Annotated in this window: 14 protein-coding genes and 1 pseudogene; 10 read left to right on the top strand and 5 right to left on the bottom strand. The window is 63.8% G+C overall.

What is annotated here, in order from left to right; genetic code table 11:
* The 3 genes from fixJ (at nucleotide 1) to B5525_RS21265 (ending at nucleotide 1,915) form a co-directional block, all read left to right on the top strand.
* Complete coding sequence (fixJ, locus tag B5525_RS21275; RefSeq protein WP_079567749.1) at nucleotides 1-618, top strand: response regulator FixJ; 618 nt, start codon at nucleotides 1-3, stop codon at nucleotides 616-618.
* A gap of 86 nt (nucleotides 619-704) precedes the next feature.
* Complete coding sequence (locus tag B5525_RS21270) at nucleotides 705-1,097, top strand: response regulator (RefSeq protein ID WP_244567985.1); 393 nt, start codon at nucleotides 705-707, stop codon at nucleotides 1,095-1,097.
* Nucleotides 1,098-1,219: 122 nt separating this feature from the next.
* Nucleotides 1,220-1,915, top strand: a complete 696-nt coding sequence (locus B5525_RS21265; RefSeq protein WP_079567747.1) for a helix-turn-helix domain-containing protein — start codon at nucleotides 1,220-1,222, stop codon at nucleotides 1,913-1,915.
* 65 nt (nucleotides 1,916-1,980) lie between these two features.
* Here B5525_RS21265 and B5525_RS21260 read toward each other — a convergent pair whose 3' ends face one another.
* The 4 genes from B5525_RS21260 to B5525_RS21245 all read right to left on the bottom strand — a co-directional run bounded on the left by B5525_RS21260 (nucleotide 1,981) and on the right by B5525_RS21245 (nucleotide 7,905).
* Nucleotides 1,981-3,315 (bottom strand): MFS transporter, encoded by a 1,335-nt coding sequence (locus tag B5525_RS21260; RefSeq protein ID WP_079567746.1) that lies wholly within the window; start codon nucleotides 3,313-3,315, stop codon nucleotides 1,981-1,983.
* Nucleotides 3,316-3,327: 12 nt separating this feature from the next.
* On the bottom strand, nucleotides 3,328-3,834 hold the full coding sequence (locus B5525_RS21255) for a PRC-barrel domain-containing protein (protein ID WP_079567745.1): 507 nt from the start codon (nucleotides 3,832-3,834) through the stop codon (nucleotides 3,328-3,330).
* Between the two features lie 27 nt (nucleotides 3,835-3,861).
* Nucleotides 3,862-6,063: an amylo-alpha-1,6-glucosidase gene (locus tag B5525_RS21250; protein ID WP_079567744.1), complete on the bottom strand. Its 2,202-nt coding sequence runs from the start codon at nucleotides 6,061-6,063 to the stop codon at nucleotides 3,862-3,864.
* A 66-nt stretch (nucleotides 6,064-6,129) separates the two neighbouring features.
* The gene (locus B5525_RS21245) at nucleotides 6,130-7,905 is read right to left on the bottom strand and encodes an ABC transporter ATP-binding protein (RefSeq protein WP_079567743.1); all 1,776 of its coding nucleotides are present in this window, start codon (nucleotides 7,903-7,905) and stop codon (nucleotides 6,130-6,132) included.
* 292 nt (nucleotides 7,906-8,197) lie between these two features.
* Here B5525_RS21245 and B5525_RS21240 point away from each other — a divergent pair, with 292 nt between their 5' ends.
* The 7 genes from B5525_RS21240 to B5525_RS44170 all read left to right on the top strand — a co-directional run bounded on the left by B5525_RS21240 (nucleotide 8,198) and on the right by B5525_RS44170 (nucleotide 14,441).
* Nucleotides 8,198-9,265, top strand: a complete 1,068-nt coding sequence (locus B5525_RS21240) for a glycosyltransferase family 4 protein (protein WP_079567742.1) — start codon at nucleotides 8,198-8,200, stop codon at nucleotides 9,263-9,265.
* Between the two features lie 288 nt (nucleotides 9,266-9,553).
* Nucleotides 9,554-10,807 carry an ABC transporter substrate-binding protein gene (locus B5525_RS21235; protein WP_079567741.1) on the top strand — a complete coding sequence of 418 codons (1,254 nt, stop codon included), beginning with the start codon at nucleotides 9,554-9,556 and terminating at the stop codon, nucleotides 10,805-10,807.
* 15 nt (nucleotides 10,808-10,822) lie between these two features.
* Nucleotides 10,823-11,692: a branched-chain amino acid ABC transporter permease gene (locus B5525_RS21230; RefSeq protein WP_079567740.1), complete on the top strand. Its 870-nt coding sequence runs from the start codon at nucleotides 10,823-10,825 to the stop codon at nucleotides 11,690-11,692.
* Nucleotides 11,689-12,675 (top strand): branched-chain amino acid ABC transporter permease, encoded by a 987-nt coding sequence (locus B5525_RS21225; protein ID WP_079567739.1) that lies wholly within the window; start codon nucleotides 11,689-11,691, stop codon nucleotides 12,673-12,675. The genes B5525_RS21230 and B5525_RS21225 overlap by 4 nt, the downstream gene beginning before the upstream one ends.
* A 10-nt stretch (nucleotides 12,676-12,685) precedes the next feature.
* A complete protein-coding gene (locus B5525_RS21220) occupies nucleotides 12,686-13,429 on the top strand; it encodes an ABC transporter ATP-binding protein (protein WP_079567738.1) in 744 nt (247 codons plus the stop codon).
* Entirely contained in the window at nucleotides 13,429-14,133 is a 705-nt protein-coding gene (locus B5525_RS21215) for an ABC transporter ATP-binding protein (RefSeq protein WP_079567737.1), read from the top strand. The genes B5525_RS21220 and B5525_RS21215 overlap by 1 nt, the downstream gene beginning before the upstream one ends.
* A gap of 41 nt (nucleotides 14,134-14,174) precedes the next feature.
* Complete coding sequence (locus B5525_RS44170; protein ID WP_154073349.1) at nucleotides 14,175-14,441, top strand: hypothetical protein; 267 nt, start codon at nucleotides 14,175-14,177, stop codon at nucleotides 14,439-14,441.
* A 35-nt stretch (nucleotides 14,442-14,476) separates the two neighbouring features.
* On the opposite strand, the pseudogene B5525_RS21210 reads toward B5525_RS44170, so the two are convergent.
* Nucleotides 14,477-14,855, bottom strand: a pseudogene (locus B5525_RS21210) (VOC family protein).
* Between the last annotated feature and the right edge of the window lie 208 nt (nucleotides 14,856-15,063).

The following is a 15,063-nucleotide window of genomic DNA, read 5'->3' as shown; positions in this document are numbered from 1 at the left end:
ATGCCGGACAGGGGAAAGGTCTACGTCATCGACGACGACGAGGCGATGCGGGATTCACTGAATTTCCTGCTCGATTCCGCAGGCTACGAGGTCGCGCTGTTCGATAGCACCCTGAAATTTCTGGATGCTCTGCCGGGCCTCGCGTTCGGCTGCGTCGTTTCCGACGTGCGCATGCCCGGCCTCGACGGAATCGAGCTTTTGAAGCGCATGAAGGCGGACCATTGTACATTTCCGATCGTGATCATGACCGGACACGGCGACGTCGCGCTTGCCGTCGAGGCCATGAAACTGGGCGCGGTCGATTTCCTGGAAAAGCCGTTCGAGGATGAGCGCCTGATCGGCATGATCGCAACGGCCATCCAGCAGGCGGAGCCGGCCGCAAGGAGCGAGGCGCTGACCCAGGACATCGCGGCCCGGGTCGCTTCGCTCAGCCCGCGCGAGCGCCAGGTCATGAATGGGCTGATCGCCGGACTTTCCAACAAGCTGATCGCCCGCGACTACGACATCAGCCCCCGCACCATCGAGGTTTACCGGGCCAACGTCATGACAAAGATGCAGGCCAACAGCCTCTCGGAGCTGGTGCGGCTTGCGATGCGCGCGGGCCTTTTGAACGATTGAGCTAAATCAAGCCCCACCCGCTTCTTCGCTGCTAGTCTGGCTCGATTATGATGCAGACCAGCTCGAGAGAAGTGCGGCCTTTCGCGATGTCGTCATCCGCCAAACCAACGGTTTATGTGGTCGACGACGACGCGGATGTCCTTGGATCCCTGCGATTCCTTCTGGAAACGGACGGCTTTGACGTCCGCACGTTCCGGAACGGAGCGTCGCTGCTGAACGCCGTGCGCTCGACCGACGTCGACTGTTTTGTGATCGATTACAAGATGCCCGATATGAACGGCATCGATCTGGCCGGCCGCCTGCGCAACCGCGATATCGCCGCGCCGGTCATTCTGATCACGGGCTATCCTGACGAGAATATCTCGGCCAAGGCCGAGGCGGCGGGCGTTCGCCACGTCCTGATGAAACCCCTGCTGGATGAGAGCCTTGTCACGCGAATCCGGGGCGCCATTCTGGAAGGCGGTCCGGTCGGCGGCTGAGGTGAGGAAACGGGGGACCTCCGATAATATACGTAGGTAGTTCACCTTAAGATATCACGCGAAATTTTCAGCCCCGAAAATCCCCGGTACCCATTGGCCATCCGCTGCACAGGAGATGGCAAATGCTCACCCAATCGCTCAATACCTCGGTTATCGGCCACAAGGTCAGCCCCGTCGCCTACCCCGCCCCCACGCTCGACCAGTTCGGCGCAGTCACCGGGCATGCGGGTCTGGTTGCGACCGAATTTTCCTACAGGAAGGACGAGGAAATCTACGGCGAGGATGAGCCTGCGGAATACGTTTACCAGGTGATCACGGGCGCGGTTCGCAGCTACAAGCTGCTGTCGGACGGGCGCCGCCAGATCGGCGCCTTCCATCTTCCGGGCGATGTTTTCGGCCTCGAATCCGGAACGATGCACCGGCTGGCCGCGGAAGCCATCATCGATACCACGGTGCGGCTGGTGAAGCGCCGCAGCCTCGAGCAGGCGGCCGGCGTCGATGTCCAGGTTGCCCGCAAGCTCTGGGCGATGACCGCGGGCGACCTCCGGCACGCGGAAGACCATATGCTGCTGCTCGGACGCAAGACGGCGATGGAGCGGGTCGCCACCTTCCTTCTGGAAATGGACGGCCGGCTCGCGGTTGCCGGAATGATGGCGCTGCCGATGTGCCGCAGGGATATCGGCGACTATCTCGGCCTGACGCTGGAGACCGTCTCGCGGGCGCTCTCGCAGCTCCAGGCGCAGGGCATTCTCGGGTTCTCCGGTGCGCGCCAGATCGTGCTGCGCAACCGCCAGAAGCTGCGCAACCTGGATGCGTGAGCCGGCAAGCCCCTCCGCATGAAATCCCATTCGAACGCCGGCCGCTTGGGCCGGCGTTTTGCGTATCAATCCCTCCCCTGTCCCTGCGGGCTGCGCCGCGTCTCAGGCATCACGAACCAGATCATGACGAGGCCGAGTGTGGCCACGCCTGCAAGGCCGGTGAAGGCAGTACTGCTGCCGAACCTGTCGCTGACGTAGCCGGCCAGCACGGTGGAGAGCGATGCCCCGATGCCGGTAGCCGTGCCGACGATGCCCTGCGCCAGATTGAAATGGCCGCTCCCGAAGGCAACGTCAGCGACGATCAGCGGTATCATCACGCTGAAAACGGCCGCGGTGACGCCGTCGAACACCTGCACGGCAACCAGCAGATAAGGATCGTGCACGGTCGCAAACAACAGGCCGCGCACCGCCAGCGCGGCAAACCCCATCAATAGCAGCGGCCGCCGCCCCCACTCCTGCGCGAGGCCCCCGACCGACGGCGACACCAGCGCGACGATCGCCTGCGGAACGATGATACAGGCGGCGATCAGCACCGGCGCCCACTGGCTCGACCGGGTCGTCACCACGCCCGCCATCAGCGGCAGCATCGCCGAATTGGCGAGTTGCAGCAGCAGCACGGCGGCGGCGAAGATCAGCAATGGACGCTGGCGCACCAGGCTGAGCACGCTCGTCGCCTTGGCATCGGGCACCTCGCGCAGCACCGCGCCATGCGCCTGGACGATATTGATCTCGCGCTCGCGAATACGCGAGAGCGCGAGCAGGGTCGGAAAAGCCAGGATGAAGGTAACGACAAACACCGAACGGCTCGACAGCAGATAGCCCGCCGTACCCATCACGGCCGCGGCGGTTCCGTTGCCCAGCGAAGCAAAGCGGGCGTTGCGCCCGAGCCGCTCGCCCATCCTGTACGGCCCGACCAGGCCAAGGCTGATCGCGGCGATCGCAGGGCCGAGGACGCAGCTTGCGGCAGCGTGCAGCGTTGCCGCGGCCGCCACGACCGGAAAGATCGGCCATACCGCATATCCGAGCGCGCTGAACCCGATCGTCGCGACCGCAAGGCCCGCCATCAGCCGCTCCGAGCGGGCCGCATCAACGATGGCGCCGCCCGGCATCTGCCCGACCAGCGCCACCAGGCCGCCGATCGACAGTACCAGGCCGATTTCGGCTTGGGTCCATTTCTGGGTCGTCAGGTAGACCGCGATGAACGGGCCGAAGCCGGTCTGCACGTCGGCGAGAAAGAAAATGAACCAGTCGAGGCCGCGCAAGCTCTGGCGCGACGGGCCGGCTGGCTCGGGCGTCACCGGTCCCGATACCCGGGGCGAACCGCCGTTGCTGCCGGTCGCTTGCACACGGCGGTCATCATCAATCCGGTCCATCGAATGGGAGGAGCGCGCAAACCGCATGTTCGTTCAGCTTCACTGCGAATCGAACTGCAGCGGCTTCAGGCTGCCGGCTGCGCCAAGCACCACGATCGGCTGATCCTCCTTGTATTCGGGTGCTGCGTTTACCTGCTCCTTGGTCAATTCCAGCGTGATGCTGTCGCCCTTGTCCGCGACGTGCCCGAAGTGCAGCGCGTTCCAGTCGACGACGATCTTCCGGCTGCCGACGCCGAGAAAGCCGCCGAAATCGATGACGGCCGCGCGCACCACGCCGGCGCGATCGACGATGACGTCAACGATATGTCCCATGTCCTCGTCCGTCGGGCTGCGGACGTCGCGGCCGAGCACGCCGTGCGCCTCCTTGGCCCCGATGATGGTGACGGAGGGCGGCGGTGCCGGCGTTTTCGGCGCCGCCGTATTTTGCTTCGGCGACGACGGCGGGTTGCCCTCGCCTTGCGGTGGCGCCGGCTGATTTTGCGCCCACGCGGTTGCCGCCAAAACGGCAAAAGCGGCGGCGAAACTGATCAAATATCTTGCGCGCATACGGCCTCCTCCGGTCAAGCACCGCCTTCAATGCGCCAGTACGATCGACACCTGGATCTGGCCGCGCGTGCGCAGGACCTCCAGCGACACGTCGTCGCCATGGCGACTGACCCGAAGATCGACGCTTGAAGGTCCCAATCGCAGATCGCGCAGCACCACCTCGTTGAGAAAAGCCGGCAGACGCGGGTTGCGGAGCCGGATTTCGCCGCGGCCTGCGTCGAATTCGAGCCCGAGCGCCGCTTCCAGCAGCGTGAACGGCGTCGCACTCGCCCATGCCTGCGGGGCACAGGCGACCGGATAGAGTGTCGGTCCACGCCGCTTCTCGCGCCGAAAACCGCAGAACAGCTCGGGCAACCGCCGCAAATCCATGTAGGTGGCGGCGTCGAACAGCGCCCTGAACAGATGTGCGACTGAATGCTTGAGACCGTAACGCGCGAGCCCCAGCGCGATCAGCGCGTTGTCATGCGGCCAGATCGAGCCATTATGATAGGACATCGGATTGTAGCGCGCCTCGCCATGCGCCACGGTGCGGATGCCCCAGCCCGTGAAGAAATGCGGACGCATCACGTCGGCCGCGACCATGCGGGCGCGATTCGCGCTGACGATGCCGGTGAACAGCAATTGCCCGGCATTCGAGGTCCGCACCTTGCACGGCTGCTTTTCGCCATCGAGCGCGAGCGCATAGGTGCCGAGTTCCTCACACCAGAAGGCTTCTTCGAAACGCGCGGCGAGCTGCTCCGCCTCGACCTCCAGCGCTTGCGCCCTCTCGGCCTTGCCGAGCCGCAGGGCACAGCGCGCCGCCCGCCGCTTGGCGGCGAATACGTAACCCTGCACTTCCGCCAGCGCGATATAGCCTTCGGCCAGCCGGCCATCGGCATGGAAGATCGCGTCGTAGGAATCCTTCCAGCCCTGATTGGCAAGGCCCTGCTCCGACGCGCGCTGATACTCGACGAAACCGTCACGGTCGGGATCGCCCGGCCCGTCCATCCAGCCCAGCGCCGCTTCGATCGACGGCCACAATTCGATCAGCGTCTCGTCGTCGCCGGTACGCTCGACATAGAGGCCAGCCAGCAGCACGAACAGCGGCGTCGCATCGACGCTGCCGTAATATTGCGCGAACGGCACCTCGCGCAGCGCCGCCATCTCGCCGCCGCGCATCTCATGCAGGATTTTTCCGGGTTCGGCGTCGGCGAGCGGATCGGTCGACTTCGCCTGGTAGAAGGCGAGCCGGCGCAGCACGCCGCGCGCGACCCGTGGGTCGATCCACAGCATTTGCAGCGCGGTGATGATGCCATCGCGGCCGAAGGTCGTCGAATACCAGGGTATGCCCGCATAGGGATATCGCCCCTGCGGCGTATCGGTCGTCAAAATGTTGAGGTCGGCCATCGACTGGCACAGCACCTCGTTGAAGATGTTGTTGGAGGTTTCGATACTGGCGGCGCCGGCCGTATGGCGGCGCATTTCGCGGCGATGCGCCAGCAATCCGCGAAAGAACGGCGCCGGCCTGAAGCCGACCGGCTTGTTGCAGGATACGGCGACGAACAATGAGGCGACCTCATGCTGCGACAGCTCGAGATGATAGGTCGCGGCGTTCACCGCAAGCCGCGTCGGCCTGGGATCGAAATGCAGCGCGGTACCGCGCGCTTTATCGTCCAGTCCCCTGTATTCGAACACGACGTCGGTCGGGCCCAGCAATTTGCTGGAGCCGATGCCCCGGCGCGGGCGCTTTTCGCCGCGCACCTCGAACAGATCAGCAAAGTCATTGTCGAACAATAGCGTCAAATCGAAGCTCGCCGGGCGGTCGCCATGGTTCTGCACGCCGATCCGCTGGTACGCCGTTCCGCGCCACAGGAAGAGGGTGCGCACGATGTGCAGCATGTCCTTCTGCAGCACGATCCGGCCATTGCGATAGACGTCCGGGTTGGTGAGATCGACCGTCAATGCCGAATTGTCGTCGCGCATGTTCGAGCCGAGCAGCAGCGGCTGGACCTCGTCCAGCACGAGTTCCAGTCGGGCGAGATAGCGGGTGTCGGCGTTGAACAGCCCATCCGGCCCGCCGGCGGAAGCGCCGATGTCGCCATGGCTGTCGAGTACGATGAAGGTGTCATCATGCTTGAGCGAACGCCGCGGCCGTGCCGCGGGCCCGGTCATCGGAATGTAGAATGGCGATTCCTGGACCTCTTCGACGATCCGGGCGGTCATGATCTGGGTAACGACTTCGGCTGCCATGTGACCTCGATCGGCTCCCCCGCGAGCCCTTCGGTTTACGCAACTCGAATGGATAGGTGGCCGTGATCAGGCCGCGGCTGGGGTTGTAACTGTGGCGAGCCGGCTCATTTCCTGAGTTACCAGCTCCCGGTAGGGCCCCTGCCCCTGCATCAGGCGATCAGGCGGCCCGTCTTCGATGATCTTACCCCCCTTCAGCACCACCACGCGGTCAAAATTGCGTAACGTCGCCAGCCGGTGGGCGATCGCGATCACGGTGCGCCCGCGCATCAGGCGGCCGAGCGCCTCACGGATCGCTTCCTCGGATTCGCTGTCGAGTGCTGCGGTCGCTTCATCCAGCAGCAGGATCGGCGAGTCCTTCAGGAAGGCGCGCGCGATCGCGATACGCTGGCGCTGGCCGCCCGACAGCTTGACGCCGCGATCGCCGACCATGGTGGCGAGCCCTTCGGGCAGGGTTTCGACGAAATCGCAGCGCGCCGCGATCGCCGCGCGCAGCACCTCGTCGTCGGTCGCGTTCGGTCGGCCATAGCGGATATTCTCCAGGATCGATCGCTGGAACAGCGAGATGTCCTGCGGCACCACCGAGATCGCCTCGCGCAAACTCTCTTGCGTGACCTTGGCGATGTCCTGGCCGTCGATCGTGATGCTGCCCTGCTGAACGTCATAGAACCGCTGCAGCAGCACGAACAGGCTGGATTTACCACCCCCGGAATGACCGACCAGCCCGACCCGCTGCCCGGGCTGCAGACGCAGGCTGAATTTCTCGAACACTTTGATCCCGCCGGGATAGCGGAAGGAAATATTGTTGAAGGCAATCGCAGCACCGCTCCTGACCAGAGGTTCGGCTTCGGGGTGGTCGCGCAGTTCGTGCGGCAGCAGCAGCGTGGCGATCGCTTCGGTCAGGCGGGCGACATGCTGGGTGACGTCGACCAGGGCCACCGCGAGATCGCGCGTCGCGCTCAGGATGGAAAGCCCGAGCGTGCAGACCAGCACGACGTCGCCGGTGGTGGCGCCACCGCGCTGCCACAGCATGATGGCCCAGGCCAGCAGCGCAATGGTCAGCAGAACGGTGATGCCGGCGTGAAGCAGCCGGAGTTTCTCCAGATAGCGCAGGCTGCGTCCCCGCGCCGTGAGTTCCCTGTCGACGGTCGCATCGAACCGGTCATGCTCATACCGCAATCCGCAGAACGCGCGCACCAGCGGCATGTTGTTGATGACGTCGACCATTTCGCCGTCGACGGCAGCGGCCTTGTTGGCGAAATCGTCGTGCAACGGCTTGCCCGCGGCCGCCAGGCGGAACATCGCCACCACCATGGCGCCGGCGATGACGATCAGCCCGGCCGCCATCGGCAGGCTGACGGTTCCAATCAGGGCAATCGCCGCGATCGTCGCCATGCACGGCGGCAGCACGTTCCACACGAACATGTTCTCTACCGTGTAGACCGCGTTCGACGTCGCGGTAATGCGGCTGGTCAGCATGCCCGGCAACCGGTCGGAAAAATAGCTCGGCGCGTGGCCGGTCAGATGACGGAAGATGTCGCGGCGCAGATCGCCGGTCACCCCCACGAATGTGAAGCTCGCGGTCCAACTCGCGATCCGCCACAGGAAATTATCCGCCGCGATCAGCGACATGAGGAAAATGAATGCCAGCCATACGCTGCCGGCGTGGGAAGTTCCCGCCGACAATCCGTCGACCAGGGCCTTCACGCCGTATTGCGTGCCTACCGAACATGCAACCGCCGCAACGACCGACAGCAGGATGACGATGTGCGAGGAAAGACGCTGGCGCAAGTAGCGCAGCACGAAGGCGAACGGACGATGGGCGTAACCTGAAAGATTGTCCATGTATTGTAAAAACCCCTGGAAGAAACCCTAACCGGACCGGTTCACTACCATCGAATGCCGGAGCCGGCTTTCGGTTCCCGTCCTGCTGCCATCACGATGCAACAATCCGTTGGCAACGACGCTGCCGCTGACAGGACTCTGAGTAGGCGAGATGGCATCAGCAAGACCACGATGCGGAAGAACTGGGTGTCTCGAGGGGAACTTCGCAGATGCAAAAACGTTCCTTTCGCGGCATGCCGGTGCCATCGCAAAGCGGGCTGTTATTCACTCATGATCACAAGGAGACGGTAAGATGCGCATCGCGCAGGTTGCCCCGTTGACGGAGGCCGTTCCCCCTAAACTTTATGGCGGCACCGAACGGGTCGTGCATTGGCTGACCGAGGAACTGGTGACTTTGGGACACGACGTCACGCTATTCGCTAGCGGCGATTCCCACACCTCGGCGAAACTCGATGCGACCTGGCCGAAGGCGCTGCGCCTCGACGGCGCGGTGCGCGATCCCAACGCGCTGCACATGGTGATGCTGGAGCGCGTCCGACAGAAATGCGACGACGAGGAATTCGACTTCCTGCATTTCCACCTCGACTACTACCCGTTCTCGCTGTTCTCCCGTCAGCCGACCCCGTTTCTGACGACCCTGCACGGCCGCCTCGATCTGCCGGAGCACCAGCCGGTGTTCACGACTTTCAAAATGCCGGTTATTTCGATCTCGAACGCGCAGCGCCGGCCGGTACCACAGGCCAACTGGGTGAACACCATCCATCACGGCCTGCCGGAAAACCTGTTGACGCCGCAACCGGCGCGGCAAGACTACCTCGCCGTGCTCGGCCGCATCGCACCGGAAAAAGGGGTCGATCGCGCCATCAAGATCGCCATGCGCTGCGGGATTCCGCTGAAGATCGCGGCAAAGGTCGATCGCGCCGATCAGGATTATTACGATGAACTCATTCGTCCGCTGATCGAGAACAATCCGCTGGTCGACTTCATTGGCGAGATCGGCGACACCGAGAAGCCGGAGTTTTTGAGCGGCGCTATCGGGCTGCTGGTTCCGATCGACTGGCCGGAGCCGTTCGGTCTCGTCATGATCGAGGCGATGGCGTGCGGCACACCTGTCATCGCCTACAACCGCGGCTCGGTGGCGGAGATTATCGATGACGGGCTGACCGGCTTCGTGGTCGAAGATGAAACCAGCGCGGTCGCCGCGGTCGATCGCCTGTCGGGCCTGAGCCGGCCCGCGATCCGAAAACAGTTCGAGGCGCGCTTCACCGCGCGCCGCATGGCGCTCGACTATCTTGCCGCCTATCGCAGCCTGATGGAGGCCGCCGCGCCGCGCATCAAGCTGGTGAGCAGCGCCGAATAGCTGCTCGCTTTTCCGCTCCGCGCCCGCCGGGGGTGCGGAGGTGCGGCCGGATTGCCAATAATGTGCCGTGGGCGGGGATGGCCTTCCACGGGTGTGCGCAGTCGGAATTGCAGCTCAGGATCCGCCCAACCCATGTTGCAGCGCACATTCATCGCCGGTTGGCGGCGCGAAAACTTTGCCGATCTCCGCTTTTAACTTGGCGAATTACGTGTTCTTATGCTCGCAAGCTCAGCCAAATAACAAAACGACCGGCCAGAGGCCTGGACCGGCAGCGCGCGGGGGGAAGCCATGAAAAAAGACCGTCAGAAATCCGTCATTAATAATGCGGGCTCCGGCCGGACCCGTTCCAAGGGACAAAGCCGTCGCCAATTCCTGCAAAAGACCGGCGGCATCCTTGCCGCTACCGCCTTCGGCGCGGTTCCGCTGCGGGGCTGGGCCGCCGACGCCATCAATATCGGCGCGCTCTATCCGACCACCGGCAGCATGGCGCAGATCGGCGTCGGCTGCGTCGCCGCCGCCAAGCTCGCGGTCGAGATGGTCAACGAGGCCGGCGGCATCAAGTCGCTCGGCGGCGCCAAGCTCAATCTGATCATTTCCGACGTGCAAAGCGACACCACGGTGACGCGCACCGAAACCGACCGCCTCATCACCGGCAACAAGTTGTCGGCGATCCACGGCTGCTACGCCAGCGCGCTGACCCTGATCGCCAGCGAAGTGGCGGAACGCGCCAAGGTGCCGCTGATCACGGGCTCGAGCTCGGACCAACTCAACAAGGGACGCACCTATACCTTTACCCCGTTCGCGCGTGCCTCGCAGTTCGCCCAGGCGCAGTTGCAGATGGCGAAGCTCGTCAGCGACACCCCGAAGGTCGCGGTGATCTTCGAGAACACCGCGTTCGGCACCTCGACCTCGAACGGCCTGAAGGAACTGGCGCCGAAGGAAGGCGTCGAGATCGTGATGTTCGAGCCCTATTCGGCCGGCTTCACCGACGCGAGCCCGCTGATCAACAAGGTCAAATCGTCAGGCGCCAACGCACTGTTCTCGGTCTCCTATCTGAACGACCTGATCCTGATCGTTCGGACCATCAAGCAATTCGGCCTCAATATCGCGATCAACGGCGGCTCAGGCGGTTTTGTCATTCCGGATTTCTATAAGAACGTCGGCAAGCTGGCGGATGGTCTGCAAGGCGTGGCGCACTGGAACCACGACATGGATGCCAACTGCGAGAAGGTAAACGCCGAATACAAGAAGCGCAGCGGCGAATTCCTGTTCGAATATGCCGGCGGCCTGGTGGCGCAGACCTTCATGCTGGCCGATGCGCTGGAACGCGCTGCGTCCGCCGATCCGCAAAAAGTCCGCGAAGCCTTGTCGACGCTCGATGTCTCATCCGGCTACGCGGCGATGGTGCCCGGCGGCAAGGTGAAGTTCGGACCCGACGGCAAGAACATCTACGGCCATCCGGTCGGCGTGCAGTGGCAGAACGGCGATCTCGTCAGCGTCTTCCCCAAGGAAGACGCCCGCAAGCCGCTGATGAAAACCTGAAATCGGTCAAGTCAGATGTGGGAGACAGTGGCCCAGGCCGTCATCAACGGCCTGCTTATCGGCGGCATCTACGCGCTCGTCAGCATCGGCGTCACGCTGATCTTCGGCGTGGTCAAGATCGTCAATTTCGCCCAGGGCGAATTCGTGATGCTGGGCATGTATCTCTCCTTCTTCCTCTTCACCTACCTCGGCGTCGACCCCCTGCTCTCGCTGTTCGTGACCATGCCGGCGCTGTTCGTGGTCGGCGTGCTGATCCAGCACTTCCTGATCCGCCGGGTGCTCGGCCCCAACGACATGCCGCAGATCTTCTTGACTTTTGCGCTGTCGCTGCTGCTCTTGAACCTCGCGCTGATGCTGTTCAGCGCGAATTACCGCACCGTCCATACGTCTTACTCCGATGAAGCCTTCCATCTCGGCGGGCTTTATATCCCTGTCGCCAAACTGATCGCCTTCGTGGTGGCGATGGCGCTGAGCGGCGCGCTCTGGGTGTTCCTGCACACCACCGATCTCGGCAAGGCGATGCGCGCGGCGGCGCAGAATCGCGACGTGGCGATGCTGATGGGCATCAACCCCAACCGCGTGTTCTGCGTCGCGCTCGGAATTGCGCTTGCTTTGGCCGGCGCCGCCGGCTCGCTGTTGATGCCGTTCTATTCGGCCTATCCTTTCGTGGGCCAGGTGTTTGTCTTGATGGCCTTCGTCGCCGTGGTGCTGGGCACGCTCGGCAACGTGCCCGGCGCGCTGGTGGCGAGCCTGATGATGGGCGTCGCCGAGTCGCTGGGCGTCCAATATGTCGGCGCCGATTCCGGGCTGATCGTGGTGTTCGCCATGCTGCTGTTCACGCTCGCGTTCAAACCGACCGGGCTCGGCGGAGGAAGGGCGCGATGATCACCCATGGCCTCAACGCGCGGATCCTCGGCCTGCTCGCGCTCGGGATCGCGATCCTGATCGCGCTGCCGCTGGTGGTGAAGAGCTCGTTTGCGATCGACATCTTCATCCGCATCCTCCTGTTCTCCTTCATCGGCACCGCCTGGAACCTGATGGGCGGTTACGCCAAGCAGCTGTCGCTGGGACACGCCGCCTATTTCGGGCTCGGCGCCTACACCTCGACCATCCTGCAGATCGATTTCGGCATCTCGCCGTGGATCGGCATGATCGCCGGCGGCGTGGTGGCGATGCTGGCGAGCCTGCCGATCGGCTGGCTGTGTTTCCGCCTGCGCGGCCCCTATTTCACCATCGCCACCATCGCGACCGCGCAGGCCTTGATGCTGATCTTCCTGAAGTTCCGCGATTTCGCCTGGGGCGCCGAGGGCACCACCATTCCGAACCTGGGCAATGCGCCGCTGATGATGCAGTTCGAGAGCAAGGCGGCGTATTATTACGTCGTACTCGGCCTGCTGATCACCGGCCTCGTCATCACCTACCTGATCGAGCGCTCCTGGATGGGCTATTACCTCGTCGCCATCGGCGAGGACGAGGACGCGGCCGAAGCGATCGGCGTCAACGCGCCCAGGATGAAGCGCGACATCTACATGATCTCCTCGTTCCTCACCGCGCTCGCCGGCACCTTCTACACGCAGTACATCTACTTCATCGATCCCGCGACGGCATTCTCCTTCAACATCTCGATTGAAGCCGCCCTGGTCTCGATCGTCGGCGGCATCGGCACGCTGTGGGGTCCGGTGATCGGCACGGTGCTGCTGGAGACCACCTCGACGCTGCTGCAGAGCTGGCTCGGCAGTTCGATCGGCGGCGTGCAGCTTACCGTCTACAGCCTGATCCTGATGGCGGTGATCCTGTGGCGGCCGACCGGGTTGATGGGGATGATCGGCGAAGTCTGGCGGCGCCACCGCAAACCGGCGCGGGCGTAAGGGCATTTGCATGGCAGACGCTCTCGTCATTCGTAACCTCAGCAAGAAGTTCGGCGGCCTGCGCGCCGTGCAGGACGTCTCCTTCACCGTGAAGGAAAACGAGACCGTCGCCTTGATCGGCCCCAACGGCGCCGGCAAGACCACGAGCTTTCATCTCATCACCGGCTTCCACCGGCCCGACCAGGGTTCGGTGCTGGCGTTCGGCCGCGAGATCGTCGGCTTGAAACCGCACGACATCTGCGCCCTGGGCCTCGCCCGCACCTTCCAGGTCGCAAAGCCGTTTGGCGCCATGACCGTGCTGGACAACGTCATGACCGGCGCCTTCCTGCGCGACAGGCATGTCGCCGTGGCGCGCGACATGGCGCGCGAGGCGATCGAATTCACCGGCCTCTCGGCGCGCGCGCAGACCGCGGCCAAGGATCTCACCACCATCGATCAGCGCCGGCTGGAGATGGCCCGCGCGCTGGCGACGCAGCCCCGGCTCCTGCTGCTCGACGAAGTCATGGCCGGACTCAATCCGTCCGAGATCGACCAGGCTGTGGCCCTGATCGGCAAGCTTTCGCAGCGCGGCCTCACCATCGTCATCGTTGAGCACGTGATGCGCGCCATCATGGCGGTCGCCCGTCACATCGTGGTGCTCGATCACGGCCAGAAGATCGCCGAGGGAACGCCGAAGGAGATCGTGGAAAATCCGGAGGTGATCCGCGCCTATCTCGGCTCCTATGTGCACCCACAAGCGGCGGGAGAGGCCTGATGCTCAAGCTGCAAGGCGTCAGCGCCAGTTACGGCTCGGTGCCCGCGATCTCCGGCGTCGCCATCGAGATCGGCGCAGGCGAGGCCGTCGGCTTGCTCGGCGCCAACGGCGCCGGCAAGAGCACGACGCTGCGCGCCATTTCGGGCCTGGTAAAACTGAAGGCCGGCATCATCACCTTCGACGGCACCGATCTGGCGTCGTTTCCGCCATATCGAATCCCGGAACTCGGCATCGCGCATGTGCCGGAGGGACGCCAGGTATTTCCCGACATGACGGTGCACGAGAATCTCGAGATCGGCGCCTATGTGCCGAAGGCCAAGGCCGAGCGCAGCCGCACGCTGGAGCTCGTCTACAGCATCTTCCCGCGGCTCGCCGAGCGCCGCACCCAGCTCGCCGGCACCATGAGCGGCGGCGAGCAGCAGATGCTCGCCGTCGGCCGCGGGTTGATGCTGAAGCCGAAACTGCTGATGCTCGACGAACCCTCGCTCGGCCTTGCGCCCGTCATGACCGACGTGACCTTCGAGAAGATCGGCGAGATCCACAAGATGGGCACCGCGATCCTGTTGGTCGAGCAGAACGTCAGCCGCGCGCTGTCGCTGGTGCAGCGCGCCTATGTGCTTGAAAGCGGCAACGTCATCATGCACGGCACCAGCGCTGAACTTGCCGGCAACAAGCAGGTGCAGGCGGCGTATCTGGGGATTTGAGGCGGGGCACACTCTCTCGTCATGGCCGGGCTGGTCCAGGCATGACGAACCATGAGGCTATTGGGTCTTGGGGCTGGCGTAATTCCCGATTCAAACCTTCAACGACCAAGGGTGAAGATTCTAAAGCCGCCATTGCGAGCGAAGCGAAGCAATCCATCGTGCAGCAAGAAAGAAAGCTGGATTGCTTCGCTTCGCTCGCAATGACGGTCTCCGAACATGCGCATAAATCTGATTGCGTAGATGGGGTGACGGGCCGCCGGTCCGCCCGCCAAACCAGCCGCTCGAACGGCGGATTACGCTTTCGCTAATCCGCCCAATCGCCCACCGCCTCCGCGAAACGCCCTCACACCATCCGGTGCATCGCGCAGAGCTTGTTGCCGTCGGGATCGCGCAGGTAAGCGAGATAGAATTTGCCCGCGGGGCCTTCGCGCACGCCCGGCGGGTCTTCGCAGGTCTTGGCGCCGTTGGCGATGCCGGTGGTGTGCCAGGCGTCGGCCTGCTCGGGCGAGCTGGCGGCAAAAGCCGATGGTGCCGCCATTGGCGGATGTCGCGGGCTTGCCGTCGATCGGCTTCGATACCGAGAACACGCCGGTCTTGGTCATGTAGAAAATGCGATGGCGGTCGACCCGTCCCGGGGGAACGCCGAGCGTTCCGAGCAACGCGTCATAGAATGACTTGGCCTTTTCCAGATCGTTGGTACCGATCATCACGTGCGAAAACATGCGGTCATCTCCTCCCCAATTTTTGCCGGGCGTTGAAGCGGCCCGGTGTCCCCCATTTTTACGCAAGGACCGCCGACGGTGCCAGAGGGATACCCGTTGCGCAAGGCCGAGGCCATTCGGTACCCGTTCGCCGACAGGCTCTGTGCTCATAACCCGTTGTAAGCTCGTGAATGTCCTTGCGGTTTCGTCCGGAACGACGGACGCGCGC

Source organism: Bradyrhizobium erythrophlei (genome assembly GCF_900129505.1).
GTDB lineage: Bacteria > Pseudomonadota > Alphaproteobacteria > Rhizobiales > Xanthobacteraceae > Bradyrhizobium > Bradyrhizobium erythrophlei_D.
This window is presented reverse-complemented; position numbering and strand designations above follow the sequence as displayed.

Bases quoted from the DNA above. Each gene is read 5' to 3' on its own strand.
- fixJ (WP_079567749.1), top strand. From the start codon at position 1: ATGCCGGACAGGGGAAAGGTCTACGTCATCGACGACGACGAGGCGATG.
- B5525_RS21270 (WP_244567985.1), top strand. From the start codon at position 705: ATGTCGTCATCCGCCAAACCAACGGTTTATGTGGTCGACGACGACGCG.
- B5525_RS21240 (WP_079567742.1), top strand. From the start codon at position 8,198: ATGCGCATCGCGCAGGTTGCCCCGTTGACGGAGGCCGTTCCCCCTAAA.
- B5525_RS21260 (WP_079567746.1), bottom strand. From the start codon at position 3,315: ATGCGGTTTGCGCGCTCCTCCCATTCGATGGACCGGATTGATGATGAC.
- B5525_RS21230 (WP_079567740.1), top strand. From the start codon at position 10,823: ATGTGGGAGACAGTGGCCCAGGCCGTCATCAACGGCCTGCTTATCGGC.
- B5525_RS21215 (WP_079567737.1), top strand. From the start codon at position 13,429: ATGCTCAAGCTGCAAGGCGTCAGCGCCAGTTACGGCTCGGTGCCCGCG.
- B5525_RS21220 (WP_079567738.1), top strand. From the start codon at position 12,686: ATGGCAGACGCTCTCGTCATTCGTAACCTCAGCAAGAAGTTCGGCGGC.
- B5525_RS21245 (WP_079567743.1), bottom strand. From the start codon at position 7,905: ATGGACAATCTTTCAGGTTACGCCCATCGTCCGTTCGCCTTCGTGCTG.
- B5525_RS44170 (WP_154073349.1), top strand. From the start codon at position 14,175: ATGACGAACCATGAGGCTATTGGGTCTTGGGGCTGGCGTAATTCCCGA.
- B5525_RS21250 (WP_079567744.1), bottom strand. From the start codon at position 6,063: ATGGCAGCCGAAGTCGTTACCCAGATCATGACCGCCCGGATCGTCGAA.
- B5525_RS21225 (WP_079567739.1), top strand. From the start codon at position 11,689: ATGATCACCCATGGCCTCAACGCGCGGATCCTCGGCCTGCTCGCGCTC.
- B5525_RS21265 (WP_079567747.1), top strand. From the start codon at position 1,220: ATGCTCACCCAATCGCTCAATACCTCGGTTATCGGCCACAAGGTCAGC.
- B5525_RS21235 (WP_079567741.1), top strand. From the start codon at position 9,554: ATGAAAAAAGACCGTCAGAAATCCGTCATTAATAATGCGGGCTCCGGC.
- B5525_RS21255 (WP_079567745.1), bottom strand. From the start codon at position 3,834: ATGCGCGCAAGATATTTGATCAGTTTCGCCGCCGCTTTTGCCGTTTTG.